Source organism: Variovorax sp. CCNWLW186 (genome assembly GCF_037203865.1).
GTDB lineage: Bacteria > Pseudomonadota > Gammaproteobacteria > Burkholderiales > Burkholderiaceae_C > Variovorax.
The window spans coordinates 222,891-249,369 of record NZ_JBBCBO010000001.1 but is presented as its reverse complement, the minus strand read 5'-3'; the positions used below and the strand labels follow the sequence as shown (position 1 = coordinate 249,369).

Genomic DNA, 26,479 nt, shown 5'->3' with positions numbered 1-26,479 from the left:
AATGCGGCATTCTGTCACCGCCCCATCGCCTCCCAGTAGCCAGCGAAGATGCGCTGCGGATGGGCTACGCGTTGTCGGGCTGGTTGCATGGAAGCCCCTCTCGCCATTCCTTGACAAGCTGCCGGCGAGCACGCGGGTAGCGTTCGTCCAGCAAATCGACCGTCACGATGCGGTCTGTGCGAATACGGCAGAAGTCACCGCTGGACTCGCACCACGCAGCAATCAACCGCTGCGATTCGACGAAGCCGAGCATGATCGGCCAGATGGTGCGCTGTGAAATGGCCCCGTTGTCGTCCGCGTACCCGATGTGCATCTTTCGCTGCTCGCGCATCGCCAGACGAACCTGCGCCAGATCGAGGACCGATGCTTCTTTTCTTTTGCGAAAGATGTAGAGCGCGTTGTCGTCCAGCTCTGCTCTCATCTCTGGCGTCAGGACGCCATTGATTTTTGCAAGCGCGTTCTGAACAGCCAACGCGAGGGCTTCGTCGCCATGGCGGCTGACCCACTGCGCACCGACCACGAGCGCCTGGACTTCTTCCTCCGTGAAAGACAGTGGCGGCAGCAGAAAATCCGGCCGAAGGATGTAGCCGACGCCAGCCTCTCCGTCGATGTGCGCCCCAATGGATTGCAGCGTGGCGATGTCGCGGCGAATCGTCCGGAGCGACACACCCGTCTCGCGCGCCAGAGTTTCGCCGGACACGGTTCCACGATGCCGGCGAAGCACCTGCATGAGGTCGAACAAGCGGTGGCTTCGCGACACGTCAGGTCATGGCCACAAGGCCCTTGCCGCCGAGCTTGCGGCCCGCCTCGAGGGCGGTGACGAGGCCAATCGCCTCGTCCAGGGGAACGATCTCGGCAATCGGCATGCGGAACTTGCCGTCCTCCGCAGCATGGGCAAGGCTGTCGAGAATGTCGGGCCGCGGTGTGCAGACGATGGGTTTCAGCCGACGGTTGAAGATCGAACGGATGAACTTGCCCGGCGTGGGATCGAGGTCCAGGAACACGCCGTCCTTGCGCAGCAGGCTCAAGCCAAGGGCGGTCGTCATCGTGGCGGCCGTGTCGTAGACGACGTCGAAACGCTCACGCAGCTTGGACAGATCGGTGGTCCGATAGTCGAAGACGTTTTGGACACCGAGCGCCCGCGCGCGCTCCATGGCTCCCGCGCTGCAACTGCCGGAAACAACGGCCCCGTGCATTCGCGCAATCTGGACAGCCGCTTCGCCGACCGCTCCGGTGCAGCCGTTGATGAAGACATGCTGGCCGGTCGCCACTTTGGCCTTGTCGACCAGGCCATTCCACGCCGTGACGCCGGGCGTGCCAAGGCAAGCCGCATCCTCGAAGGAGACGTTGTCGGGCTTTCTTGCCAAGGCGGTTTCGTTCGCGATCGCGGCTTCTCCCAACGCACCGCTTTCCTTGAAGCGTGCAAGCCCGAAGACGTCATCGCCAGGGCTGAAGCGGGTCACTCCGGGGCCGACGGAGATGACCGTGCCGGAGAGATCGAACCCCATGGCGCGTGGAAAGGCGTTTCCTGTGACGATTTTCATCTGGCCGTTGCGCAGCTTCCAGTCGATCGGATTGACGGCTGCAAAGTTGACCTTCACGGCTACTTGTCCTTTACCGGGCGCGGCCAACTCGAACTCGTCGAGACGCATCAACTCCGGCCCCCCGTACATGCCGTATTGAACGCGCTTCATGGCAGGCTGCTCCTGGCCAACGGTTCAGCGAAGCCCCGGATCACCACGTGCGCAATTTCCAGCGCACCGCTATCAGCTTGGGTCACGATATTTCCTTGTTTTCTTGTCTTGGAAATTTCAGTCTAGGCAGCAGTGGTGCCAGATTTTGGCACCAGTGTTTTCGGGCCAGCTACCGCCCGCTACCCTCGCCGCCCTTCTGCCGCAGGTCTTCGATGTCCCGCCGCGGCGGGGCGCCGAACAGGCGGCCGTATTCACGGCTGAACTGCGACGGGCTCTCATACCCGACCTGGAACGCCGCACTCGAAGCATCGATGCGATCCGCCAGCATCAGCCTGCGTGCTTCGTTGAGGCGCAGCCATTTTTGAAACTGAAGCGGGCTCATGGCCGTCAGGGCGCGGAAATGATGGTGGAACCGCGATGGACTCATTTGCACATGGGCGGCAAGCTCCTCGACGCGCAGCGGCTGGGCGAAATTGAGCTTCAGCCATTCGATGGCGCGCGCAATGCGCTGGTTCTGGCTGCCCGCGGACGCCATCTGCCACAACCATGCGCCCTGTTCGCCGGTGAGCAGGCGATAGAAAATTTCCTTGCGCACCAGCGGCGCAATCACCGCAAGGGCGGCCGGCTCGTCCAGCAGCTTGACCAGCCGCAGGAATAGCTCGAGAAGCGCCTCGGTCGTATCGCCCAATACGAGGCTCGGTGCCAAGCCCGATGCCGTGGGCGTGTGCCCGGGCGACGTGGGTGGCTCGGCCTGCATGACCAGCTCCGCGATACCGCGTGCATCCAGTTCCAGCACCAGGCTCAGGTATGGCCGATCGGGATGCGCCTCGACCGCCTGCAGCACCACCGGCAGGTTGAGCGCGGCAATGAGGTGGCGGCCGCTGTGATAGCTGTAGCTCCGGCCTCCCAGCAGCGCGCGCTTGGCGCCCTGCACTGTCAGCGCAATGCTCGGCCCGACCATGCAGTTCATCGGCGGGGTCGGCGTGTCATGCCTGTAGAACGCAAGTCCGGGAATGGCCGTGTCGAATTGCTCGGCACCGTCTGTCCAGCGCGCAATGCGTTGAGCCAGCGCCGCGCGCAAGGCTTCGAACGTATCCGCCGGTACACCGGGCAATTCCTGCTTCACATCTTCACTCCGCGGCCGAAAGCTCCATGGTAGGGCGTGACTGCCTGGTGGCTGCTCATTGCTTGCAGCAACAGTCGGATCAGGCAAGAACTCGGTCGGATCTGTCTATTGCCACGGTACTGTCTGCTCAAAGAATTGCGGCATGCTGTTCTCCACGATTCACATGCCACGCCGCCTCTGGAAACTGGCGCTTGTCGGCACATCGCTGCTGACGCTGGCGCTGTGCCGGACCGCGCTCGCGCAGCCGCCCAGTCTCACGCCCTTCGTGCGATTTGCCCAACTCGACATCGACAATGCCCGGCTCGAAGAGTTTCGCAAGGCCGCCCTTGAAAACGGCGAGGCCAGCCTGCGCCTGGAGCCGGGAGTCCTCGCCTTCCATGCCGTGGCTGAAAAAGGCAACCCGGGCCGGGTGCGGGTGTTCGAGATGTATGTCGATGCGCAGGCCTACCAGGCCCACGTGCAGACGCCGCACTTCCAGAAGTTTCGGGCGCAGACAGACACGATGATGCTGCGCCGCGAACTGCACGAAGCCGTGCCCGTGCGCCTGGGCGCCAAGAAGAGCTTGCCCTCCCGGCCTCCTCATGTGCGGGTTGCAGAGCTGACGATCGATCCGGCCCAGCTCCAGGCCTACAAGGACGCGGTGTCGGAAGAAATCGACACATCGATCCGCGTCGAACCCGGCGTGCTGGGCATCTACTCCTTCGCGCTGAAAGAGCAGCCGGCACAACTGCGCTTTGTCGAGATTTACGCCGATGAAGCGGCGTACCGGCAGCACATCGACTCGCCGCATTTCAAGAAGTATGTGGAGGCCACCAAGTCGATGATCACCTCGCGCACGCTGTTGGAAGCGGAGCCGGTGTTCCTCGGCCTGCCGCCGGCAGCCAAGGCACCCGCGTACTACGTCTCCGAATTCGAACTCACCGACCCCGAAGGCATCAAGCCCTACAGCGCACAAGTGGAGGCAACCTTCAGGCCCTTCGGCGGCTACTACTTCGTGCGGGGCGGAAAGGTGAGCGCGCTCGAAGGCGAGCCTGCGAAGCGCATCGTCATGATCGCCTTTCCCAGCCTGGAGCGGGCACAGGCCTGGTACGACTCGCCGCAGTATCGGGAGATCCGTCCCATCCGCTCCAGGTCGGCGAAGTCGCGCGTGTACATCGTCGAGGGCGCGCCGCCTTGACCGGTGCGCAGCGCCTCGCCCTACTCCACCGCCACCTTCCCTTCTTTCACGAGCCTCGCGAACTTCGCCGTCTCGTCGCGGATGCGCGCTGCCATGTCGGCGGAGCTGTCGCCTATCGGGTCGGCGCCGATCGCACGCATTCTTTCTGCGAAGTCCGGCGACTTGATGATCTTCACCATCTCGGCATTCAGCTTCACGACGATGTCCTTCGGCGTTCCAACTGGTGCCAGCACGCCGAACCAAGTGCCGATGTCGAAGCCCTTCAGCCCCGCCTCTTCGAGCGTCGGCACATCGGGCAGCACGGCGGAACGCTTGGCGGTGGTCACGGCCAGGGCGCGCAGCTTGCCGCCCTTGATGTGCTGAAGCACGGGCGTGATGGTGTCGAAGGACATGTCCACCTGTCCGCCCAGCAGGTCGGTGGTGAGCGGGCCGCTGCCCTTGTAGGGCACGTGCAGCAGCTTGACGCCGGTGCTGGCCTGGAACTGCGTGCCGATGAGGTGCTGCGCGGTGCCGTTGCCATTCGAGCCGTAGGCCAGTTCCTTGGATGATGACTTGCCAGCGGCAACCAGCTCAGCCACCGACCTTGCGGGCGTGAGCGACGCATTGATCACCAGCACATTGGGCACCATCGCCACCGTGGTGATGGGCGCCAGGTCTTTCTGGAAGTCGTAGGGCAGCTTCTTGTACACGCTGGTGGCAATGGTGTGGTGCACCGCACCCATCAGCAGCGTGTAGCCATCGGGCCTGGCCTTGGCGACGTAGTCTGCACCTAGCGTGGCACCTGCGCCCGGCTTGCTTTCCACGATCACGGGCTGCCCCAGGCTCTTGGAGAGCGCATCGGCGAGCGCGCGGGCCAGCACGTCGGTGGTGCCGCCGGACGGAAAAGGCACGACCAGGCTGATCGGCTTGGCCGGCCACGGCTCCTGCGCAGCGGCCCAGGGCGCGGCGGAGAGTGCCACGGCTGCCAGCACAGTTCCCGCGACGGCGCGGCGCCCCATGGCGAATGGTTGCTTCTTCATGTCTTTGTCTCCAGGCTGACGGCGTGCGCCGTTCTTCTTGCGGTTGGCGGCGGAAATGCGGCGGTCTCTATGCGAGCCGTGCGCACACGGCCTGCGTGACCTGCGCGGTGGTGGCGGTGCCGCCGAGATCGCGGGTATGAAGCGACGAGTCGGCCGTCACGGCTTCGACCGCCTGCATGACGCGCCTTGCGGCCTCGGCCTCGCCCAGGTGCTCGAGCATCATCACGACCGACCAGAAGGTGCCGACCGGATTGGCCAGGCCCTTGCCCATGATGTCGAAGGCGGAGCCGTGGATCGGCTCGAACATCGACGGATAACGGCGCTCGGGGTCGATGTTGCCGGTCGGCGCAATGCCCAGGCTGCCCGCGAGCGCGGCGGCCAGGTCGCTGAGGATGTCGGCGTGCAGGTTGGTGGCAACGATGGTGTCGAGCGAGGCCGGCCGGTTGATCATTCGCGCGGTCGATGCGTCGACCAGCTCCTTGTCCCAGGCGACGTCCGGAAACTCCCTGGAGACCTGCAGCGCAATCTCGTCCCACATCACCATGGCGTGCCGCTGGGCGTTGCTCTTGGTGATGACCGTGAGGAGCTTGCGGGGCCGCGACTGCGCCAGCCCGAAGGCGAAGCGCATGATGCGTTCGACGCCCGCGCGGGTCATCATCGAGACATCGGTAGCGGCTTCGATGGGGTGCCCCTGGTGCACGCGGCCACCGACGCCGGCGTATTCGCCTTCGGAGTTCTCGCGCACGATCACCCAGTTGAGGTCGTCAGGCCCGCAGCGCTTCAGGGGGCCGTCGATGCCAGGCAGGATGCGCGTCGGGCGCACGTTGGCGTACTGGTCGAAGCCCTGGCAGATCTTCAGGCGCAGGCCCCACAACGTGATGTGGTCGGGAATGTGCGGATCGCCCGCCGAGCCGAACAGGATGGCGTCCTTGCCGCGCAGCGCATCGAGCCCGTCGTTCGGCATCATCACGCCGTGCTCGCGGTAGTAGTCGCCGCCCCAATCGAAGTTCTCGAACTCGAAATTGAAGCTTCCGCCGGCCGAGGCCAGCGCCTGGAGCACCTGCTGGCCTGCGGGAATCACTTCCTTGCCGATGCCGTCTCCGGGAATGGTTGCGATCTTGTACGTCTTCATTTGGGCCGTCGTCCTTTGAGTGGTTCGGCCGATTCTGTGGTTTGCACCCGATGGCGTCGCACGGGTAAAGTGAATCCATCATTAACCGCAAGTCAACAATCAATCGACCATGAGCCACGGCATCCAGCCCTCCGAACTGGGCTTTTTCGTGCAGATTGCCACCGGCGGCAGCTTGAGCGCCGCGGCGCGCAACCTGGGGGTGTCCACGCCGGCGGTGAGCAAGCGGCTTTCGCAGATGGAGCAACGGCTTCGCATGCCGCTGGTCAACCGCACCACGCGGCGCATGAGCCTGACGCCGGAGGGCGAGGTGTTTCTGGAGCATGCGCGCCGCATCCTCGGCGAGCTCGACGACCTCGACCAGCTCCTGGCCAAGGGCAGAGGGTCGCCGAAGGGCCTGCTGCGGGTGAACGCGACCCTGGGGTTCGGCCGCATGCATGTGGCACCGGTGATCTCGCGCTACAGCCGCCTGTGTCCCGACGTCGAGGTACAGCTGCAGTTGTCCGCCGACCCGCCGCCGCTGACCGACGATGCCTTCGACGTCTGCGTCCGCTTCGGCGAACCGCCGGATGCGAGAGTGATCGCCAAGCGCCTGGCGCCGAACCGGCGGCTGCTGTGCGCCTCGCCCAAGTACCTGGCCCAACGCGGAATGCCGGTGGTTCCGAGCGACCTGGCGCGCCATGACTGCATCGGCATTCGCCAGGGCAACGACGCCTATGGGGTGTGGCGCCTTTCCAGCGGAAAAGGCCGCCGCGAACAGACCGAGACCATCAAGGTCCGCGGCGCGCTGACCACCAACGACGGGGAGATTGCGGTGCGCTGGGCGCTGGACGGACATGGCATCGTCATGCGGGCCGAATGGGACATCGAGCGGTATCTCGCGAGCGGCCGCCTCGTGCAGGTGCTGCCGCAGTACCGCACGCCCGGCGCGGACATCTACGCCGTGTACGCGCAACGGCATCAGCTTTCTTCGCGCATACGCGTGTTCGTGGATTGCCTCTCCGACGCCTTCGCGCGCCTGGGGAACAAAAGCGACCCTGGCTCGGCAGGCATCGCCTGAAGACTTACATCGCTTCGCGCAGGCGGCTGTCGCGGCACACTGCGGGTGCCTGCAATCGTTGCCACATGGACACCACAGACCGTCGGCCGCCCTTCCCCTCCTGGTGGCGCATTGGCGCGCTCGCCTACTCCACGGTGGGCGTGGTGTGCGTGGTGTCGTCCGCCGCCTTTCCCGCAAACGAACTGGCCATGCTGGCGGCCATTGCGGGGGCGCTGCCATGGTCGCTGGCCCTGCTGACGCTCGATCTCGAACCGGGCGTTGCGCAGACGGCGCTGCTCCTGCTCGCGGGTGGCTGGGCCGTCAATGCGGCGCTGCTCTGGTGGCTGGCGCTCAGGCGCTCGGGGCGGCCGGGGCGCTCGGGGCACCGGGCGCCGTCACGGGCCGACTGAGCGACACTCTTTTTCAGCCGCTGCGCGCAATACCGCAAGCGGCTTTTCGATGCGATCATTTCGCCTGCCTCGTGCCTGGCGCGCGCACCCTGAACTCTGCATACGAAGGTTTCCCATGCTCCCTGATACGCAAGTCAACACGCCGCTGATCGGGCTGGCCGGCGGCCGGCAATCGCTCGATACGCCCGCGCTCCTGCTCGACCTTGGCGCTCTCATGCGCAACATCGAGCGAATGGCCGCCTTTGCCAAGGCGCGCGGCGTGGGCCTGCGCCCGCACGTGAAGACGCACAAGTCGGTGGAGATTGCGCGGCGCCAGGTGGCCGCGGGCGCCATCGGCGTGAGTTGCGTCACGCTGGGCGAGGCGGAGGTCATGGTCAAGGCGGGCATTCCGGATGTGCTGATCACCTCGCCCGCCGTGACGCCGAGCAAGATTGCGCGGGTGGTCAAGCTTGCCAGGCTCGCGGGGCCGGGCGGAATGATGGTGGTGGTGGACGACCCGCGCAACGCCGCGGACCTTGCCGCCGCCACGCTCGGGCTGCCGCACCCGCTCGAGGTGCTGGTCGACTACGGCGCAGGCTACAACCGCACCGGCGCCGCAACCGAAGCGCAGGTGCTCGACCTGGCGCGCCGGATCGCGGCCGAGCCGCGCCTCAAGCTGCGCGGCTTGCAGGCCTACGCCGGCAACCTGCAGCACATTGTTGATCGGGAAGAGCGCAGCGCCGCGGCTGCCGGCCTGCGAGAAACCGTTGCAAGGATCGTCGCGCAGGCCAGGCAGGAGGGCATTCATTTCGAGATCGTGACGGGCGCCGGTACCGGCACGCACGATCTCGACGCGCAGCGCGACGCGTTCACCGAACTGCAGGCGGGCTCCTATGTCTTCATGGACGCGGAATACGCCCAGGTGCTTGGTGCCCCGGGGCAGCCGTCGCCCTTCGAGGTGTCCTTGTTCGTGCAGACGGCGGTGGTGAGCGCCAATGCGGCGGATTGGGTCACGGTCGACGGCGGCACCAAGTGCTTTGCCACCGACGCCGGCGTGCCGCTGGTGGCGCGCGGCGCCGACCCGGCGAGCCGCTACGCGTTTTTTGGCGACGAGCATGGCAAGCTGCTGTTTGCCGGGGCGCGGCCGGCGCTGGGGGAGCGTGTCGAGTTCGTCACCCCGCATTGCGACCCGACGGTCAACCTGCATGACGCCTACCACGTGGTCGATGGCGACACCCTGGTGGCCATCTGGCCGGTGGATGCGCGCGGCAGGCACTAGGGCCGGGTGCTAGGGCTGGCGCTGCGGCTCCGGGCTGAGGCAATGGCGAAGAATCGCCGAGCGGGCGGTCAAACCCTCGGCAGCGCCGCCAGATAGGTAGACACCACGATCGCCGCCGCGCGGTCCAGCTGCAGGATGTCCGCAACGTCGAACGCGCGCGCAGCAGCGCTCCCGCTCATTTCGGGCGGTACGCGGATCTCGACAAGAACTTCGGCCGCGAGCTCGCGGTCGCTCCGGGGCTTGCCGTCGGGGTGCATTACCCACTCGTCTATTTGCTCGAACGGAATGCTTCGGAAGACGCCGACGACAGGGATGTACTTGTAGCGATCCTCGCCCACCAGGATGGGCACACTGAGATTGCAGAAAAACGTGGTCGACATGCAGGATCGCCGTCGCAGTCAAAAGGATTAATTGTTAAGGAATGTGACTGAATCAGCCACCCTTCCGAACCCTTAATCCCAACCAAGACGTGACCTTAGTCACACAAAGGTCATGTTTGTCCGCGTGGCCGACCAGTCTTCGGGAAGAACCCTTAATTCTTACAGTCAAGACCCAGCCGCGCCGAAATTGGCCGCTTTTAGCGGCCAAAGGCGAAAAACACAGGGGTTTTCTGCCGCGGCGATGCAGTCAGGCGGCTGCGTTGAATCGGGGCGGCCGCTGCTCGATGTTGGCTTTGACCGCCTCGGTCTGGTTTGCGCTCCCGATCAGCGCGCGCTGCTCCACCGACTCGGCAACCAGCAGATCGGCCGCGCTTTGCGACAACGCGGCGTTGAGCAGGCGCTTGCCTGCCCGGATGGCGTCGGGGCTCTTGCCCGCGATGTCCCGCGCCATCTGAAGGGCTTCGGCCAACGGTTCGGCGGCCAGCCGGGTGGCAAAGCCAAGCTGCAGCGCCTCCTCGCCCGAGAAGATGCGTCCGGTGAAGGTGAGCTCGCGCACCACGTCGCTCCGGGCGAGTTCGCGCATCAGCACCATGCCGCCCATATCAGGCACTAGGCCCCACTTGATCTCCATCACCGAAAGCTTGGTGTCCGGCGCCACGATGCGGATGTCGGCGCCCAGTGCCACCTGCAGGCCGCCGCCAAAAGCCACGCCATGCACGGCCGCGATGACCGGCACCGGCACTTCGCGCCAGACCATCGCCACGTATTGGGCCGCGTTCGAAATGCCGTGGGTCCGGCTGGCCAGGTCGGTGCCGCCGGCCGCGGCACCCAGCACGGCACTCGCGGCGCCCTGCCCCATGCGCTCGAACGAAGCCATGTCGAGCCCGGCGCAAAACGCCTTGCCCTGGCCCGAGATCACCACGGCGCGCACCGCGGCATCACGGCGCAAGGATTCGCCGGCCTCGATCAGCGCGTCGAACATCGCGGGGTCGAGCGCGTTCATCTTGTCGGCGCGTGCAAGCTGCAGTTCCACCACCCCGTCGGGGTGGCGGGTCCATTCGATTCGGTCGGCCATGTCTTGTCTCCTTCGGTTTTCTTCGCGCCAGTATCGCGCGGTGCGGGCGCTCGGCGATGATGGCGCCTGTCGCCTACCCAACACCTGCCTCGACCCATGCCCCTGGATCGCCGGATCTTTCTGCAATCGGGTGCCGCCGCCGTGGTGGCGCTGCTCCACCGAAGCGGTGCCTATGCGTCCCCCAGCGCCAATGAGCCGGCCATGCTCGGCTTCACGGCCGTGCCCGCTTCGCTGCGGGACGCCGTGGTGGTGCCGCCGGAATACGAATGGCAGTTGCTCTATCCATGGGGCACGCCCACCGGAGTGAAGGGCCAGCCGATGCCGGCCTTTGCGCCCGATGGCTCCCACAGCGCGGCCGACCAGGCACTGCAGGCGGGCATGCACCACGACGGGATGCACTTCTTTGCGCTTGCAGCGCCGGACCGTGCACTGCTCGTGATGAACCACGAATACACCGACGAGCAATTGCTCCACGCGGACGGCATCAAGGAATGGACCGCCGAGAAGGTGCGCAAGTCGCTGCATGCCATGGGTGTGTCGGTCATCGAAATCCGGCGCACGCGCGATGGCTGGCGGCAGGTGCGCCCGTCGCCCTATGCCCGCCGCGTGCACGGCAACACGCCCATGCGCATTGCGGGCCCCGCGGCGGGTACGCCGCTGATGCGCACACAGGCCAACCCCGCCGGTGACGAGGTGTTCGGCACCGTCGCCAACTGCGCGATGGGTGTGACGCCATGGGGCACCTACCTGACCTGCGAAGAGAACTTTCACGGCTACTTCGGCGGCCCCAAGGAAGCGGCCAAGGACCTCACACCCGCGCAGCGCCGCTACGGCACGGTGCCGGGCTCGCACTGGGTGGACTACTGGCGCTTCGACGAACGCTTCGACATGAGCCGACATCCGAACGAGGCCCACCGCTTCGGCTGGGTGGTCGAAATCGATCCCTTTGACCCTGCGGCCAAACCGATCAAACGCACGGCGCTCGGCCGCAAGCGCCAGGAAAGCGCCACCTGTACGCTCGCCAAGGACCAGCGCCTGGTGGTCTACATGGGCGACGACGCGCGGTTCGAATACATCTACAAGTTCGTCAGCCAAGGAAAGGTTTCAGCCAGCGGCGGCAGTGCCGCCAACAGCCGTCTGCTCGACGAAGGCACGCTCTACGTCGCCCGGTTCGATGCCGACGGCCGCGGCCGATGGCTCGAACTCGTTTACGGGCGCAACGGCCTCGATGCGGCCGGCGGCTTTGCCGACCAGGCCGAGGTGCTGATCCACGCCAGGCTGGCGGGCGACGTGGTGGGCGGCACCCGCATGGACCGCCCGGAATGGATTGCGGTGCACCCGCAAACCGGCGAGGTGTACGCCACGCTCACCAACAACAGCCAGCGCGGCGAGCTCGGCAAGCCCGCGCCGGACGCAGCCAATCCGCGCGCCGGCAACCTCTTCGGCGGCATCCTGCGGTGGCGCGAGGACGGCGGCGATGCAGGCAGCGAAGGCTTCGCCTGGGACCATTTCGCGCTCGCCGGCGACCCGGCACAAACGGACAGCGGCGCGCGCTATCCCTCCGCCAATGCAGACGTCTTCGGCAGCCCCGACGGCTTGCACTTCGACGGCGGCGGCCTGCTCTGGATCCAGACCGACATGAGCGGCCAGCTCATCGGCAAGCCGCCCTATGCCTCGTTCGGCAACAACCAGATGCTGTGCGCCGATCCGGCGACGGGCCGCATCAAGCGCTTTCTGACCGCACCGAACGGCAGCGAGGTGACGGGTTGCGTGGTAACGCCCGACCGGCACACGCTGTTCGTCAACATCCAGCATCCGGGCGAATCGCGCGACGACGGCAGCGGAACGCCGACCAGCGCCTGGCCCGACGGCACCGAGCCAGGCAGCGCACGCCCACGCTCGGCCACGCTGGCCATTCGCCGGCGCGACGGCGGTATCGTCGGCACCTGAAGCCCGTCCAGAAAAGGAGACCCTGAATGAGCATTCGCATCGTTCGCCTCGGCACACCGCGCGCCCAGGGCGAGGGCCTGCGCATCGGCACTGTGCGCCGACCGCCGCGCGGCGTTCTTAAGACCGAGTTCGCCTCGCAAGATTGGTACGACGTGTGGTACCCGAACCTTGCACCTTCGGCCGAGACCATGAAGCTCGGCCAGGAAGCGGAAACGCCCGCGCAATGGAACGCCTTCATGCGCAAGTACAAGGCCGAGATGGCCGAGGCCGACGCGAGCCGCAGCCTCGACCTGCTGGCGGCGCTCTCGCACAGCACGGCGCTTGCGGTGGGCTGCTATTGCGAAGACGAGTCGCGCTGCCATCGCTCGCTGCTGCGCGCCCTGCTGGCCGAGCGCGGGGCGGACTTCGCCGCGAACTGATTCAGACCTGTGGAAGAGCCACGAACGCCGGCAGCTTTTCCACTTCGGCCGCAAAGGCTGCAAACGACGGGTAATCGGCCGGCGCAATCACGTCCGGGAGCACCAGCTGGGTGAAGCTCCATGCCACGGCGCTTGTCAGCGCGGCCTGCCCGATGGTGCCTTCGGCGCTGGGCGCAGGCAGCTTCCGCAGCTCGGCCTGGAGCCCTGCGTAAGCCGCATCAAGCTGGCCTCGTACCCTGTCGACCCATGGCGCGTGCTGCTTTTCCGGTGGGCGCAGCTTGCGCTCATAGACGATCTGAACCGACTTCTCGCACGCCGCCAGCGCAAGCCCGAGCACCTTCAGCGCATGCTGCCGTTCCGCCAGTCCAGAAGGCATGAGGCTGCGGCCGGCGAGTGTTTCGGCGTAGTCGATGATCAACGTGGAATCCATCAGCAGCGTGCCGTCGTCGCACACCAGGGTCGGTGCCTTGACCACGGGATTGATCTCCCGAAACTGTTCGAAGGTGCTGAAGACCGAAATCGACCGGTGTTCGAACGAAAGCCCGAGCAGCCGCAGCGAGACAGCCACGCGGCGGACATAGGGCGAATCGAGCATGCCGATGAGTTGCATCTGCTTTTATTCCTGGTTGATATGGCGCAACGATACCGCGCGATCGGCTGCCGGCGGCAGGGTGGGCCCGTCAGCGCTGCGCCTTGTCCTTCTGGTTCTGCGCCTCGATGCGCTCGCGCGCGGCCTGCCAGTCGTCATCGCTCCATTGGCGCAGCTCGTAGAAGTTGCCGCCCGTGGCCAGCGCGTTGCCGCCGTCGATCATGATGCTCTGGCCGGTGAGCCAGTCGCACTGGCCCGGCGCCATGAGAAAGGCCGCCAGGTTCTGCAGTTCGCTCATGCGGCCGGTGCGCGCCATCGGGTTGGTCTTCTTGCTGCGCGCGCCGGGCTCCTCGCCGGGGTTCAGGCGCTTGCTCATGCCCTCGGTCGGAATTTCGCCCGGCCCCACGGCGTTCAGGCGAATGCCGTGGCGCGCCCACTCCACCGCCAGTGACTTGGTCATGACTTCGATGCCGGCCTTGCTCATGGCCGAAGGCACCACGTAGGGGCTGCCGTTGTCCACCCAGGTCACGATGATGCTCATCACGCTGCGCAGCGCGTCGCCCTCCTTCCATTTGCCGGCCTTCGCTTCGGCCACCCAGCGCTTGCCCACGGCCTGCGTGACGTAGAAGCTGCCGTGAAAAACGATGTTGGCAATGGCGTCGAAAGCGCGTGGCGAGAGGCTTTCGGTCGGGGCCACGAAGTTGCCCGCCGCGTTGTTGACGAGCCCCGTGAGGCCGCCGCTCTGGAAGAGGCTCTCGACCATCTCGTCCACGTTTTGCGCAATGCGGATGTCCACGCCGAAGGTGTCGATGCGGCGCCCGGGAAACTGCTGGCGCCACTCTGCAGCGGTTTCTTCGCAGACCGAGTGGCGCCGGCCGCAGATTGCAACGTCGGCCCCCAGGCCCAGAAAGCGCTCGGCCATCGCACGGCCGAGGCCGGTGCCACCGCCTGTCACAAGAATGCGCTGGCCGCTCATGAGGGAAGCTTCAAACATGGTGAATCTCCTTGGTGGTTGCAACAGAGCGGCAAGGCGCGGGGCCGCCATGGCGCATGCTACGCCGCCGGCAAATGCCATGGCTTGCGAAATCTGGCTCCGCGCAGGTAAAAATGCCCTTCGCCCTGATCACCGGATACATGACCATGCAAAGCCCCGCTGCTTCGTCTTTCCAATCGCTCGCCGGCGTACGTGTGCTGAGCCTTGCGCTCAACCTGCCGGGCCCCGCGGCACTGCTGCGCTGCCGTGGCATGGGCGCCACCTGCCTGAAGTTCGAGCCGCCGGCCCGCGACCCGATGGCGCTCTACAACAAGGGCGCGTACGCCGCGCTGCACGAAGGCATCGAGGTTCGCACGGCCGACCTGAAAACCGAAGCCGGCCAGCAACTGCTGCATGCCGAGCTGGCGCGCACCGACGTGCTGCTGACCTCTTTCCGGCCGTCGGCACTCGTCAAGCTGAAGCTTGACTGGGCATCGCTCCAGACGCGCCATCCCTCGCTGTCGCAGGTCGCCATCTTCGGCGCCCCTGGCGAGCGCGCCGAGGAGCCGGGCCACGACCTTACCTACGTTGCGGAGAGCGGCCTGGTCACCGGCACCGAACTGCCGCCCACGCTCTATGCCGACATGGGCGGCGCCCTGCTCGCGAGCGAAGCGGTGCTGCAGGCGACCTTGCATGCGCGGTCGACAGGCAAGGCGAACGGCGTGTACCTCGAGGTGGCACTCAATGCATCGGCCGATTGGCTGGCGCTGCCGCGCACCTGGGGCCTCACCCGGCCCCAGGGCGCCGTGGGCGGCGCGCACGCGGGCTACCGCGTGTATCCCTGCGCGGACGGACGCGTGGCGGTTGCCGCGCTGGAGCCGCACTTTGCGGAGCGCCTCTGCGAAGCGGCCGGCGTAGCTTCGCGCGACATGTTCTCGGCGGCCACGCGCGAGGGCATTGCCGCCTGGATAGGCACCCGCACCCGCGCACAGCTCGAAGCCATGGCGCGGGAGCGCGACGTGCCGCTGCTCACGCTGGCCGACTGATCAAAGGCGCAGTTCGCTCAGCTTGCGATCGAGCTTGATGAGCCAGATGCGCACCGGCCGTTCCAGGTCGCTGCCACGCGTGATGCGCGCGCCCGTCACGCCCGCCGGACACTTGGCGATGATCGCGCCGGTGGCATCCACCGTGCAGTCCTCGACGCTGCCTGCGACGGTCTTGCCGTCGGCATCGAGCAGGATCGTGCTCAGGCCGAAGTCGTTGTCGTTCACCAATGCCAGGGTCTGGTCGTCCACAACAGTCAGGCCCTCGGCCTTTTCGGCCAGCCAGCCCAGCGCATTGAGGTCGAGCAGCTCGGTCTTGCGCATGGTCACCACCGTGGAGTAGTCGGCAGCTCCCGAAGGCGCCTGCGTGATGCTGCTGATTTCCAGGTTGCGGTCGAAGGCCGCAATGTCGGTTGCATTGGCCGGCAGCTCGACCAGCATGAGCTTGTTGAACACCTTGCCGTCGCTCTTGCGCGCACCCTGCTCGATCACGATGAAACGACCGTTGCCCAGGCTCACCACGTCGCCGAGCTTGGCGTTGCCGGTGCGGTTCTTGTCGTACTGGCTGCCGTCGATCGGGTAAGCGTAGAGCTTCGACGTCTCGGTGGCCGGATCGAATGCGAGCCAGCGCGTGAACTTCGCGATGTGGCGCACATCGGTCTTGCTCCCGCCCGGCGGCGTGGCCTGGATCGACTTGCCCGCGCCGTCTTTCGGATCGATCGGGCTCTGCAGGAAGCCGTGCAGCTTGCCGTCTGCCGCGTCGAGCGTCAGCCCTTCCATGCCGCGGTTGGCGCGGCGCTGCGCGAGCACCAGCGGCAGGTCGGCGGCGCCGTTGCCGGGGGCATATTTCTTCTCGATCACACCCGTTGCGATGTTGATGCGTGCGATGAACGGGCCGTACTCGTCGCTGGTCCACAGCACGTTGCGCGCCTTGTCGAGCACCATCGTCTCGGGGTCGAGGCCGTTGGCGTCGTAGTTCGCCTTGGCGGCATCGAACACATAGCGGTCGGTCAGCGGCGTTTCGCCCGTCGAGCCCACGCCCGACTGCGGGGGCAGGCCGGTGATCTTCTTGCCGGCATCGAGCTTGAGCGGCAGGCTCGACGAGAGCACCGCACCCGTCTTGCCGATGCGCACGATGCCGAAGCTCGGCGCGAACGACGGCGCGGGAAACACCTTGCTGATGCTGGTCGCACCGCCGCCGTTGGGCACGGGTGCGGTCGGGCCGTCGCCGTTCGGGCCGCGGTCGGTAATGGCATAGAACTCGAGCGTGCCGTCGTCGGCCTTGCCCTTGAATGCCAGGCCCGACCCGTAGGCCGGCAGGAAGCCCGCGGGAAAGTCGGCCTTGGTCTTCTCGTTGTCGCCCTCGTAGGGCACGTTGAAGCTGGCATCGGCCTGCAGCTGGTAGCGCGTGACGTCGATGCCGATGGTGCCGAGCGCGTTGGTCTGCGTCGAGGTTTCGGTCACCGGCGCGCCGAGGCGCGAAGCCAGCGTGTCCTCGAAGTGTTCACGCGCCAGCGTGCGGCGGCTTGAATCGACCATGCGGGCATTGTAGGGAGCAGGCAGGCCCGCGAGCACCGCGTTGAGAGCGGTGTCGAAGCTCGCGGCCGCGGCGCTGAAATCGATGGCGCCGGCCGTGAGCGCGGCCTTCAGTGCCGGGGTCAGGCGGATGCCGTTCGAAGGATCGCGGTCCTCGTCGAAGCTCTGCAGCGCGAGCAGCCGGTTGACGACGGCATCGGCCTTTACGTCGGTGCCGCCGGCCAGGGTCAACGGGGTGATCGCGTCGCCGCAGGCGGCACTGCCGAGCGCGAGCGCACCGACGCTGAAGACAACGGTCTCGCCGTCCTTGCAGGTGAATTCGCCCGCTGCGTTGGTGGTGGCCTTGGCGGCGCTGCCGGCAACGTAGTCCAGGCCTTCGACCGCCGAATCGAGGAAGGTGCCGGTCTTCGACTGGGCGGCCGGTGGATTCGTGGCGCCACCGCCGCCGCCCCCGCCGCCGGACGCGGGGGGAACCGCCCATCCGCCACTCCCGCCGCCGCTGCCGCCGCAGGCACTCAACAGCACGCCGGCACTCGCGAGCGCCAGCCACCCCATCCTCGATCCTCTTGTCTTCCGCATTGCTTGTCCTTGTGAAGCGCCCGCGCAAAGGCGCAGGCCCCGGCGATTAGCGCCGAGGCAGATGACAAGCCCGTGAAATTGCAGTCGAAAGACTGCGGTTGGCCGCGCCTTTTCTTCGCGCCGGCTCAGCGCTTCGTGCCGTCGCGTTCGCGGTCCTCGCGCTTGACCGCAAGGTAGGTTTCCAGCTCGATCTCGTGCAGCTGCCGCGGATACTGCTCGGCCGCAGCGAACCAGGAGCGCTCGCGGCGCTCGGCCGGCGCGCCCGCTTCCGAAGAGAGATACGTGTCGAGCGTCAGAAAGTAGCGCATCGCATTGCGCTCCACCAGCCCGCGCGCGCCGCGGATGTACTCGGGTTGCCCGTCGACCTCCTTGCCCACCACGGTAAAGCCCACCTTGTTGCGGCCGAAGGTGGCCAGGTACGCCTGCGTGGCCATGCGAACCATCATGTTGTGGTCGTAGCTGTAGCCAAAATGCAGGAAGCTCTTTTTCTCGTCGAGCGCCACCGCTTCGAGCGTGACGCGGTAGTTGCTCGTGCCCAGCGGCCCGCTGGCGGCGTTCATCTCGACCGACAGGTACTCCGGCGTTGCGTTGGCCACGCGATAGATGAAGGGCAGCTGAAACGCCTGATCGACCGGCTTGTCGTAGCGCCGCACGACGAACAGCGTCAGCATGTCCTGCCCCTGCGGCGTGGTGCCCGCGCGGCATCGGCGATTGTTGACGTGCAGCTTGAGCAGTTCGCACCAGTGGGACGACTCCTTGAGCGCAGCGCTGATCTCCGGCAGCGAGTGGTCCACCACCGCGTAGATGTCGCCCTGCAGCCCGCCCGGCGTTTCCAGCGAATCGAGCTGAATGGGCCTTCCGAAGCCGCTGCGCTCGAGCTTGCCCTTCATGCGCTGGTGCGTAGCGCGCAGCGCTTCAGCCGAAGCGCTGGCCGATGCAGATGGAGATTCGGAAGGCGCCGCGAACGCATGCACTGAAGTGGCGAACAGAATGCCCCCCGCCAGGGCTCGCAACCATGAAACCGGCGGAGAGAACAAAGTACTCATGGGGCCACACGATACAACGGGCGGCGAGAATCCCGCCATGCATCCTTCTCTTTCAGTCTGCAAACCGTGAAGCGCCAAGCTCCCGCATCGCCGAATGCAGGCCGCACCGCAGCCGATTCGCGACGACGCAGCGGGGCTGCGCCCTCCTCCTCATCGTCGATGCTGCCGATGGGCCTGCTGCTCCTGGGTTATGCGGCCCTGCTCGGCTACGGCGTATGGACCGCACGCCTGCCGCCGCTTGCCTTGGGCGTGGTGCTGCTGGTCAGCCTGCTGACCTTCGCGGTTTACGGCTTTGACAAGAGCGCCGCGCAAGCCGGACGTTGGCGCACCTCGGAGAGCACGCTGCATCTGCTGTCGTTGGCGGGAGGATGGCCGGGCGCATGGTGCGCGCAGCGGCTCTTTCGCCACAAGTCGCGCAAGGCGAGCTTCATGGCGGGCTACTGGGCCACCGTGCTGCTGAATATCGCCGCTGTGGCTGCCTGGGTCGGCAAGCTGGTGCCGGCCGGACTGCTCGCGGGCTGAGCTCGGCTCAGCGTGGCTTGCGAATGCTGCCGCGCACCGGGCCGGCCGCAGCCTTACGCGGTGGTGCCGAACCGTTGTCGCGCGGCGGCAGGCCGGTGTGCTGGGTGAGCATGCGGCCCTTCGAGGGCTTCACGGGCGCGAGCCTGACCGGCGCAGCAGCCTTGGCCGCGACCGGCGCGGTGGTCGAGTTCTTGCGCCGCGCGCTCGTGTAGCCGCCGTCGGTGAGCGGCTGCCAGGTCGGAATGAGGTGATGCTTGCCGTTGCCGATCAGGTCGGCACGGCCCATGCTTTTCAAGGCCTCGCGCAGCAGCGGCCAATTGTTGGCGTCGTGGTAGCGCAAAAAGGCCTTGTGCAGGCGGCGGCGCTTGTCGCCGCGCACGATGTCCACCGTCTCGCTGTCGCGCGTGATCTTGCGCAGCGGGTTCTTGTTGGTGTGGTACATCGTGGTGGCCGTGGCCATTGGGCTCGGGTAGAACGTTTGCACCTGGTCGGCGCGGAAACCGTTCTTCTTGAGCCAGATCGCGAGGTTCATCATGTCCTCGTCGCTGGTGCCCGGGTGCGCGGCAATGAAGTACGGAATGAGGTACTGCTTCTTGCCCGCCTCGGCCGAGAACTTCTCGAACATCTGCTTGAACTTGTCGTAGCTGCCGATGCCGGGCTTCATCATCTTGGTGAGCGGGCCCTGCTCGGTGTGCTCGGGAGCGATCTTCAGATAGCCGCCGACGTGGTGCTGCACCAGTTCCTTCACGTACTCGGGCGACTGCACGGCCAGGTCGTAGCGCAGGCCCGAGCCGATCAGGATCTTCTTGATGCCCTTGAGCGCACGCGCACGGCGGTAGATCTTGATGAGCGGGTCGTGGTTGGTGCCCAGGTTCTGGCAGATGCCCGGATACACGCAACTGGGCTTGCGGCAGGCGGCCTCGATCTCGGGGCTCTTGCAGCCGAGCCGGTACATGTTGGCCGTGGGGCCGCCCAGGTCGGAGATGGTGCCGGTAAAGCCGCTCACGCTGTCGCGAATGGCCTCGACCTCCTTGATGATCGATTCTTCCGAGCGGCTCTGGATGATGCGGCCCTCATGCTCGGTAATGGAGCAGAAGGTGCAGCCGCCAAAGCAGCCGCGCATGATGTTCACGCTGAAGCGGATCATTTCCCACGCGGGGATCTTGGTCGGGCCGTCGTGGCTGCCGTTTTCGTCGGCATAGCGCGGATGCGGACTGCGTGCGTACGGCAGGTCGAACACGTAGTCCATCTCGGCCGTGGTGAGCGGAATGGGCGGCGGGTTGATCCACACGTCGCGCGCCGTGGCGCCCTCGCCGTGCGCCTGCACCAGCGCGCGGGCGTTGCCAGGGTTGGTTTCGAGGTGCAGCACGCGGTTGGCGTGGGCATAGAGCACCGGATCGGCGCGCACCTGCTCGTACGAAGGCAGGCGAATCACGCTGCGGTCGCGCGGAGGCACCTTGATTCTGGTGCGCTGCGCGAGCGCGGGGTTCGGCACGAAGGTGAGCGGCTTGATGGCCGGATTCACAGCGGCGCCTGCTTCAGCAGCTTGCGCCACGGCCTGGGCTTCGTCTTCCTTCGCACAGGTCGCGCCGTTGGCCTTGGCCTGCTCCGACACCATCAGGTATGGGTTGACGTGGGCCTCGACGCGGCCGGGTTCGTCCACGCTGGTGGAGTTGATCTCGAACCACTCTTCTGGCGTGTCGCGCCGCACGAATGCGGTGCCGCGCACGTCGGTGATCTCGTGCACCGGTTCGCGGGCTGCCAGGCGGTGGGCAATTTCGACGATGGCCCGCTCGGCGTTGCCGTACAGCAGCAGGTCGCACTTCGAGTCGACCACGATCGAGCGGCGGACCTTGTCCTGCCAGTAGTCGTAATGCGCAATACGGCGCAGCGAGCCTTCGATGCCGCCGAGGATGATGGGAACGTCGTTCCAGGCTTCCTTGCAGCGCTGCGAATAGACGATGGCCGCGCGGTCAGGCCGCGCGCCGCCCACGTCGCCGGGCGTGTAGGCGTCGTCGCTGCGAATCTTGCGGTCCGCCGTGTAGCGGTTGATCATCGAATCCATGTTGCCGGCGGTCACGCCGAAGAACAGGTTCGGCTTGCCCAGCGCCTTGAAGGGCTCGGCGCTCTGCCAGTCGGGCTGCGCGATGATGCCCACGCGAAAGCCCTGCGCCTCGAGCATGCGGCCGATCACCGCCATGCCGAAGCTCGGATGGTCGACGTAGGCGTCTCCCGTCACCACGATGATGTCGCAGCTGTCCCAGCCGAGCGCGTCCATTTCCTTGCGCGTGGTGGGCAAGAACTTGGCCGTGCCGAAACGGGCCGCCCAGTACTTGCGGTAGCTGGTCAGCGGCTTGGCGGCACGCGCAAAAAAGGAGACGTCGACGGGGGCGTTCATCAGTGGGAAGTTGGCGGCGCGGCTTGGCGGGCTCGGCGCCGCAGTGGGCAACCCACGATTTTAGGGTTTTCCATCACTTCTGTCGCGTCCGGTCGCTTTGGCGCGACCGGAACAAGGCCTTTAATTGATTGCCAAAGTCAACTATCAATATGACAATAGCAATCATGTCGAGCACCCTGGCCACTCCCGATACCGCCGCCGTCAAGGCGATCCGGCAGTTCAACCGCTTCTATACGAGCCGAATCGGCGTGCTCGATCCGTACCTTGGCAGCGACATGTCGCTGACCGACGTTCGCGTGCTGTACGAGCTGGCCCACCGGCCAACGCCCGTGGCAAGCGAGATCGGCCGCGACCTGCGGCTGGACGCCGGCTACCTGAGCCGCATCCTGCGCCGCTTCGAAGCCGAAGGCTGGCTCACGCGCCAGCCCCACGCCCGCGACGCGCGGCAAAGCGTGCTGCGCCTTACCGAAGCGGGCCACGCCGCATTTGCGCCGCTGCAACAAAAGTCGCGCGACGAGGCAGCCGCCCTGCTCTCCCCGTTGCCGCCGCACGACCGCCAGCAGGTGGTCGATGCCATGGCGCGCATCGAGCGCCTGCTCGATCCGGCCACCGCCCCTGCGGCGCGCACCCGCACCGTCGTGCTGCGCGACCCGTTGCCCGGCGACATGGGCTGGGTGGTGCAGCAGCACGGCGAGCTGTATGCGCGCGAGTACGGCTGGAACAGCGAGTTCGAGGCGTTGGTGGCCGACATCGTGGCCCAGTTCGTTCGCAAGTTTCAACCGGCGTGGGAGAAGTGCTGGATTGCGGAGCTCGACGGCGAGCGGGTGGGCGCGATCTTCGTGGTCCGCAAATCGGCCACCACGGCCCAGTTGAGGCTGCTTTTGCTCGCGCCGTCTGCACGCGGCCTGGGGCTTGGCGGCCGGCTTACCGACGAATGCATCGCCTTCGCACGCGCCAAGGGCTACAGGAAGATGGTGCTTTGGACCAACAGCTGCCTGGAGGCCGCCCGTGCCATCTACGCCAAGCGCGGCTTCAAGCTCGACAGGTCCGAGCCCTACGAAGGCTTCGGCCAGCAGCTGGTCGGCGAGACGTGGTCGCTCAAGCTGCAGTAGACGAAGCCGTTCGCCGGCTTCTGATCCAGAGCTGTCGAAGCAAGGGCGCGAGCCACACCAGCACCACCACCGCGGCCAGCGAAGCGGCGATGGGCCGCGACACGAAGCCCGCGAGGTTGCCGCCGGACTTGATCATCGAGGTGATGAAGTTCTCCTCGAGCATGCCGCCGAGCACCACACCTAGGATGGCAGGCGCAATCGGAAAACCGTTCTCCTCGAGCAGGTAGGCCACGATGCCGGCCGCGAGCATCACGCCCACGTCGAACAGCGAGTTGTTGATGGCGAATGCGCCGACGATGCAGAACAGCAGGATCAGCGGCATCAGCACGTTGCGCGGCACCCGCAAGATGCGCTTGGCCACCTTGATGCACAGGATGCCGAGCGGAATCATGATGATGTTGGCAATGATGAACAGCATGAACACCGCATAGATGTTCTGCGGGTTGGTGGTGAAGAGCGTCGGGCCCGGGTTGAGGTTCTTCATGTAGAGCACGCCGATCACGATGGCGGTGATCGAGTCGCCCGGAATGCCGAACACCAGCGCCGGAATCCACGCGCCGGCCAGCGCGCTGTTGTTGGCCGAACCCGATTCGACAATACCTTCGACATGGCCCGTGCCGAACTTCTCGGGCTCCTTCGAGAACTTCTTGCTCATGGCGTACGACATCCATGCCGCGATGTCGGCGCCCGCGCCCGGCAGCGCGCCCACCGCCGTACCCAGCACGCTGCCGCGCAATATCTGCACGGGGTACTTCTTGGCCAGCGCCCATTGGCCCGAGAGCACGCGGCCCACTTTCTCGACCACGATCTCGCCGGGCGGCAGCGTGTCGACCGCGAAGCGGATCACCTCCGAGATGGCGAACATGCCGATCATCATCGGGATCATGCCGATGCCGCCCGTCATCTCGGCATTGCCGAAGGTAAAGCGCGGAAAGCCCGCCGGGTTGCCGAGCCCCACGCAGGCCACCAGCAGGCCGAGCAGCAGCGTGACCATGCCCTTGAGCGGCCGGTCCGAAGTGATGAACACCGCGCAGGTCAGGCCCAGCAGCACGAGCCAGAAGTACTCGAACGAACTGAAGTTGAGCGCAAAGTCGGCCAGCGCAGGCGCCGCCACGATGAGCACCACGGTGCCGAAGAGCCCACCCACGGCGGAGAACACCAGCCCCGCGCCCAGCGCGGTTTCGGCCATGCCCTTGCGCGTCATCGCGAAGGCTTCGTCGGTATAGGCGGCGGATGCGGGCGTGCCCGGGATGCGCAGCAGGCAGCCGGGAATGTCGCCCGAGAAGATGGCCATGGCGGTGGCCGTCACCATGGCCGCGATGGCGGGAATGGGCGGCATGAAAAAAGTGACCGGCACCAGCAGCGCAACCGCCATGGTGGCCGACAACCCCGGTACCGCGCCAACGAACAGGCCATAGAGCGAGGCCAGCACCATCACAAGGAGGGTGTAGGGCTCGAAGACCATCGAGAAAGCCTGCAAGAGTGCTGCCGACATGAGTAGAGGCCCCGGTTACCAGGCAATGGGCGTCAGCACGCCCCAGGGAAGAGGAACGCGCAACAGCTTGTAGAACGCGGCATGGATGAGCAGCGAGGCAACCAGCGCAATGAGCACCGCGCGGCCCGCCGGCACGCGCATGGCAAGCATCAGTGCCAGCAGCGAGACAGAGGCGGTCAGCAGGAAGCCCAGCCGCTCCGAGGCGAACATGTAGAACAGCACCGAGCCGATGACCAGCGCGGCCGACAGCACGTGGCGCGGCGAAGCGGCCCAGTCGCCGAGCCGCATCCAGGCCACGGCCTGGCGTTCGCGCCAGCCCTTGACCAGCAGCATGAGGCCGCAGACGCATAGGCCGATGGCAATCAGCCCAGGGAAAAGCGCCGGCCCGACCTGCTGGCCCGGTATGCCCGGATAGCTGCGCACCACGGCCAGCACCAACGCGCCGAGCACCAGCAGAATCAAGCCGAAGACCGCGTCGTTGAACTTCATTGCGCCGCCCCCTTGCCGGGCGCGCATGCACGCCGCGCGGCGCTCACTTGACGATACCCACGGCCTTCATGGTTGCGCCGAGTTCGGCGTCGGACTTGGCCATGTAGGCGGCAAAGTCGTCGGGGCCCGCATAGATCACGCCAAAGCCGCGCGAGGCCATGAAGTCGGTGTACTCCTTGCTCGCCACCACTTTCTTGAGCGCGCCCGCGAGCTTGTCGCGCACGTCGGCCGGAAGGCCCTTGGGCGCGACGATGCCGCGCCAGGCCGCCATCGACCAGTCGCTGCCGATGGACGCCTTGAGCGTGGGCACATTCGGGTACAGCGCCGAAGGCTTGTCGCTCATGATTGCAAGGCTCTTGACCTTGCCGGCGTCGATGAGCGAGCGCGCCTCGGGCAGCGAGACCGGCGCGATGTCGACGCCGCCGGCCACCACGTCCTGCAGCCCTGGCGCAGCGCCGTTGCTCGGCACCCAGGGTACGGCCGCGGGATCGATCTTCTGGTCGCGCAAGAGGCCCGCAATGGCCAGGTGCCAGATGCCGCCCTGCCCGGTGCCCGATGCCTTCAGCTTGCCGGGGCTGGCCTTGATGGCTGCGAGCAATTCGGCCACGGTCTTGTAGGGCGCATCGGCGCGAACCTGGATGCCGGCCGGATCGAGGTTGGCAAGGCCGATAGGGGTGTACGACGTGCTGGTCAGTTGCGTCAGCCCCTGCCAATGCATCATGCCGATCTCGACGGTGGCCATGCCGATGGTGTAGCCATCGGGCGGTGCGGCGGCAATGGCGGAATGGCCCACCACGCCGTTGCCCCCGGTGCGGTTCACCACGGTGAAAGGCTGGCCCAGTTCTTTTTCGAGCAGGCTCGCAATGATGCGCGCCGTGGCATCGGTACCGCCGCCGGCGCCCCAGGGAACGATCAGCGTAACCGGGCGGCTCGGATAAGCCTGCGCGGCTGCGGGAGCCGCCGCTGCAAACATGGCAAGCCCCGCCGCAACGCCCGCGGCATGGGCAACGAAGGAGCGGCGCGAAAAGAAATTGGACGAACTGTCACGGGACGAACTGACACGCATGGTTGTTGTCTCCTGGCGAAGGTCATTGGTATGACGTTTGAATGGCCATGCGATTTTTCGCACAGTTCACTCGCCGGAGACATTAGGGTGAACCATCGTGTGCCGCACCCGGCGGCGTGATTTGGTTACTGCATGAACCAGCCGTGGCTCACCACCAGCGACTGCCCGGTCAGCGCATTGGTCGGAAAGGCCGCGAACAGCAGCGCCACGCGGGCGACGTCCTCGGTGGTGGTGAACTCGCCATCGACCGTTTCCTTGAGCATCACGTTCTTGATGACCTGCTCCTCGGTAATGCCCAGCGTCTTGGCCTGCTCCGGAATCTGCTTTTCAACAAGCGGCGTGCGCACGAAGCCGGGGCAGATCACGTTGGCTCGCACGCCGTGCTTGGCACCTTCCTTCGCAACGGTCTTGGCCAGGCCGATGAGACCGTGCTTGGCCGTGACGTACGGTGCCTTCAGCAGCGAAGCTTCCTTCGAATGCACCGAGCCCATGTAGATCACGCTGCCGCCGCGGCCCTGGGCGTACATGTGCTTGAGGCAGGCCTTGGTGGTGAGGAAGGCGCCGTCCAGGTGAATGGCGAGCATCTTCTTCCAGTCGGCAAAGCTGAACTCATCGACCGGGTGCACGATCTGCACGCCGGCATTGCTGATGAGAATGTCGATGCCGCCGAAGGCCTTGGCCGCTTCTTCGACCGAAGCGTTGACCTGCTCTTCGCTGGTCACGTCCACCGCCACACCGATGGCCTGCGCGCCGGCGGCCTTGAGCTCGGCAGCCGTAGCCTCGGCCGCTTGCTTGTTGAGGTCTGCAATGACGACCTTGGCGCCTTCGCGCGCAAACAGAACGGCAATCTCCTTGCCGATGCCGCTGGCCGAACCGGTGATGTAGGCGACCTTGTCCTTGAGTTGCATGGTGAACGTCCTTGAGGTTGAAAAAAAAGAAAACGGAACTGCAGGAT

25 protein-coding genes are annotated in these 26,479 nt (G+C 66.1%); 9 read left to right on the top strand and 16 right to left on the bottom strand.

Translation table 11 applies throughout. The features are described 5' to 3' along the window. Window positions 1-64 precede the first annotated feature (64 nt). The 3 genes from V9K97_RS01225 to V9K97_RS01215 form a co-directional block, all read right to left on the bottom strand. Complete coding sequence (locus tag V9K97_RS01225; protein ID WP_337315879.1) at window positions 65-742, bottom strand: helix-turn-helix transcriptional regulator; 678 nt, start codon at window positions 740-742, stop codon at window positions 65-67. Between the two features lie 19 nt (window positions 743-761). Next, window positions 762-1,694: an NAD(P)-dependent alcohol dehydrogenase gene (locus tag V9K97_RS01220; RefSeq protein WP_337315878.1), complete on the bottom strand. Its 933-nt coding sequence runs from the start codon at window positions 1,692-1,694 to the stop codon at window positions 762-764. 169 nt (window positions 1,695-1,863) lie between these two features. After that, entirely contained in the window at window positions 1,864-2,820 is a 957-nt protein-coding gene (locus V9K97_RS01215; protein WP_337315877.1) for an AraC family transcriptional regulator, read from the bottom strand. Between the two features lie 142 nt (window positions 2,821-2,962). Between V9K97_RS01215 and V9K97_RS01210 the strand changes: the two genes are divergently transcribed. Further along, window positions 2,963-3,997 (top strand): antibiotic biosynthesis monooxygenase, encoded by a 1,035-nt coding sequence (locus tag V9K97_RS01210; RefSeq protein ID WP_337315876.1) that lies wholly within the window; start codon window positions 2,963-2,965, stop codon window positions 3,995-3,997. Between the two features lie 20 nt (window positions 3,998-4,017). Here V9K97_RS01210 and V9K97_RS01205 read toward each other — a convergent pair whose 3' ends face one another. Together V9K97_RS01205 and V9K97_RS01200 are read right to left on the bottom strand one after the other, a co-directional pair. After that, window positions 4,018-5,016, bottom strand: coding sequence for a tripartite tricarboxylate transporter substrate binding protein (locus tag V9K97_RS01205; protein WP_337315875.1), 999 nt, complete (start codon window positions 5,014-5,016; stop codon window positions 4,018-4,020). Window positions 5,017-5,083: 67 nt separating this feature from the next. Next, on the bottom strand, window positions 5,084-6,148 hold the full coding sequence (locus V9K97_RS01200) for a tartrate dehydrogenase (RefSeq protein WP_337315874.1): 1,065 nt from the start codon (window positions 6,146-6,148) through the stop codon (window positions 5,084-5,086). A 109-nt stretch (window positions 6,149-6,257) separates the two neighbouring features. Between V9K97_RS01200 and V9K97_RS01195 the strand changes: the two genes are divergently transcribed. The 3 genes from V9K97_RS01195 (at window position 6,258) to V9K97_RS01185 (ending at window position 8,852) form a co-directional block, all read left to right on the top strand. Then, complete coding sequence (locus V9K97_RS01195) at window positions 6,258-7,205, top strand: LysR family transcriptional regulator (protein WP_337295947.1); 948 nt, start codon at window positions 6,258-6,260, stop codon at window positions 7,203-7,205. Between the two features lie 65 nt (window positions 7,206-7,270). After that, window positions 7,271-7,594: a hypothetical protein gene (locus tag V9K97_RS01190; protein ID WP_337315873.1), complete on the top strand. Its 324-nt coding sequence runs from the start codon at window positions 7,271-7,273 to the stop codon at window positions 7,592-7,594. Between the two features lie 115 nt (window positions 7,595-7,709). Then, complete coding sequence (locus V9K97_RS01185) at window positions 7,710-8,852, top strand: DSD1 family PLP-dependent enzyme (protein WP_337315872.1); 1,143 nt, start codon at window positions 7,710-7,712, stop codon at window positions 8,850-8,852. 68 nt (window positions 8,853-8,920) lie between these two features. Here V9K97_RS01185 and V9K97_RS01180 read toward each other — a convergent pair whose 3' ends face one another. Both V9K97_RS01180 and V9K97_RS01175 read right to left on the bottom strand, forming a co-directional pair. Then, window positions 8,921-9,232, bottom strand: coding sequence for a hypothetical protein (locus tag V9K97_RS01180; protein WP_126747326.1), 312 nt, complete (start codon window positions 9,230-9,232; stop codon window positions 8,921-8,923). Between the two features lie 247 nt (window positions 9,233-9,479). Further along, a complete protein-coding gene (locus V9K97_RS01175; protein WP_337315871.1) occupies window positions 9,480-10,307 on the bottom strand; it encodes a crotonase/enoyl-CoA hydratase family protein in 828 nt (275 codons plus the stop codon). Window positions 10,308-10,403: 96 nt separating this feature from the next. On the opposite strand from V9K97_RS01175, the gene V9K97_RS01170 reads away from it, so the two are divergent. After that, entirely contained in the window at window positions 10,404-12,257 is a 1,854-nt protein-coding gene (locus V9K97_RS01170; protein ID WP_337315870.1) for a PhoX family protein, read from the top strand. A 26-nt stretch (window positions 12,258-12,283) separates the two neighbouring features. Beyond that, the gene (locus V9K97_RS01165; RefSeq protein ID WP_337315869.1) at window positions 12,284-12,676 is read left to right on the top strand and encodes a DUF488 domain-containing protein; all 393 of its coding nucleotides are present in this window, start codon (window positions 12,284-12,286) and stop codon (window positions 12,674-12,676) included. Between the two features lies 1 nt (window position 12,677). Here V9K97_RS01165 and V9K97_RS01160 read toward each other — a convergent pair whose 3' ends face one another. Both V9K97_RS01160 and V9K97_RS01155 read right to left on the bottom strand, forming a co-directional pair. Further along, window positions 12,678-13,286, bottom strand: coding sequence for a glutathione S-transferase (locus tag V9K97_RS01160; RefSeq protein WP_337315868.1), 609 nt, complete (start codon window positions 13,284-13,286; stop codon window positions 12,678-12,680). Between the two features lie 70 nt (window positions 13,287-13,356). Further along, window positions 13,357-14,259: an SDR family oxidoreductase gene (locus V9K97_RS01155; RefSeq protein ID WP_337315867.1), complete on the bottom strand. Its 903-nt coding sequence runs from the start codon at window positions 14,257-14,259 to the stop codon at window positions 13,357-13,359. Between the two features lie 146 nt (window positions 14,260-14,405). Here V9K97_RS01155 and V9K97_RS01150 point away from each other — a divergent pair, with 146 nt between their 5' ends. After that, window positions 14,406-15,284 carry a CoA transferase gene (locus V9K97_RS01150; RefSeq protein WP_337315866.1) on the top strand — a complete coding sequence of 293 codons (879 nt, stop codon included), beginning with the start codon at window positions 14,406-14,408 and terminating at the stop codon, window positions 15,282-15,284. Here the strand turns inward: V9K97_RS01150 and V9K97_RS01145 are convergent, their stop codons facing one another. Together V9K97_RS01145 and V9K97_RS01140 are read right to left on the bottom strand one after the other, a co-directional pair. After that, the gene (locus V9K97_RS01145) at window positions 15,285-17,396 is read right to left on the bottom strand and encodes an esterase-like activity of phytase family protein (protein ID WP_337315865.1); all 2,112 of its coding nucleotides are present in this window, start codon (window positions 17,394-17,396) and stop codon (window positions 15,285-15,287) included. A 125-nt stretch (window positions 17,397-17,521) separates the two neighbouring features. Next, the gene (locus tag V9K97_RS01140; protein WP_337315864.1) at window positions 17,522-18,286 is read right to left on the bottom strand and encodes a hypothetical protein; all 765 of its coding nucleotides are present in this window, start codon (window positions 18,284-18,286) and stop codon (window positions 17,522-17,524) included. Between the two features lie 222 nt (window positions 18,287-18,508). Between V9K97_RS01140 and V9K97_RS01135 the strand changes: the two genes are divergently transcribed. After that, the gene (locus V9K97_RS01135) at window positions 18,509-18,964 is read left to right on the top strand and encodes a DUF1294 domain-containing protein (protein WP_337315863.1); all 456 of its coding nucleotides are present in this window, start codon (window positions 18,509-18,511) and stop codon (window positions 18,962-18,964) included. A gap of 7 nt (window positions 18,965-18,971) precedes the next feature. Here V9K97_RS01135 and V9K97_RS01130 read toward each other — a convergent pair whose 3' ends face one another. Continuing rightward, window positions 18,972-21,362: a YgiQ family radical SAM protein gene (locus V9K97_RS01130; protein ID WP_337315862.1), complete on the bottom strand. Its 2,391-nt coding sequence runs from the start codon at window positions 21,360-21,362 to the stop codon at window positions 18,972-18,974. A gap of 164 nt (window positions 21,363-21,526) precedes the next feature. Here V9K97_RS01130 and V9K97_RS01125 point away from each other — a divergent pair, with 164 nt between their 5' ends. Further along, a complete protein-coding gene (locus V9K97_RS01125; protein WP_337315861.1) occupies window positions 21,527-22,474 on the top strand; it encodes a bifunctional helix-turn-helix transcriptional regulator/GNAT family N-acetyltransferase in 948 nt (315 codons plus the stop codon). On the opposite strand, the gene V9K97_RS01120 is transcribed toward V9K97_RS01125, so the two are convergent. The 4 genes from V9K97_RS01120 to V9K97_RS01105 all read right to left on the bottom strand — a co-directional run bounded on the left by V9K97_RS01120 (window position 22,461) and on the right by V9K97_RS01105 (window position 26,432). After that, the gene (locus V9K97_RS01120) at window positions 22,461-23,969 is read right to left on the bottom strand and encodes a tripartite tricarboxylate transporter permease (RefSeq protein WP_337315860.1); all 1,509 of its coding nucleotides are present in this window, start codon (window positions 23,967-23,969) and stop codon (window positions 22,461-22,463) included. The two genes, V9K97_RS01125 and V9K97_RS01120, sit on opposite strands and share 14 nt — an antisense overlap. 15 nt (window positions 23,970-23,984) lie before the next feature. Continuing rightward, the gene (locus V9K97_RS01115; protein WP_258505879.1) at window positions 23,985-24,458 is read right to left on the bottom strand and encodes a tripartite tricarboxylate transporter TctB family protein; all 474 of its coding nucleotides are present in this window, start codon (window positions 24,456-24,458) and stop codon (window positions 23,985-23,987) included. Between the two features lie 43 nt (window positions 24,459-24,501). Then, window positions 24,502-25,524, bottom strand: a complete 1,023-nt coding sequence (locus V9K97_RS01110) for a tripartite tricarboxylate transporter substrate binding protein (RefSeq protein ID WP_337315859.1) — start codon at window positions 25,522-25,524, stop codon at window positions 24,502-24,504. 125 nt (window positions 25,525-25,649) lie between these two features. Continuing rightward, window positions 25,650-26,432 (bottom strand): 3-hydroxybutyrate dehydrogenase, encoded by a 783-nt coding sequence (locus V9K97_RS01105; protein WP_337315858.1) that lies wholly within the window; start codon window positions 26,430-26,432, stop codon window positions 25,650-25,652. Window positions 26,433-26,479: the final 47 nt, after the last annotated feature.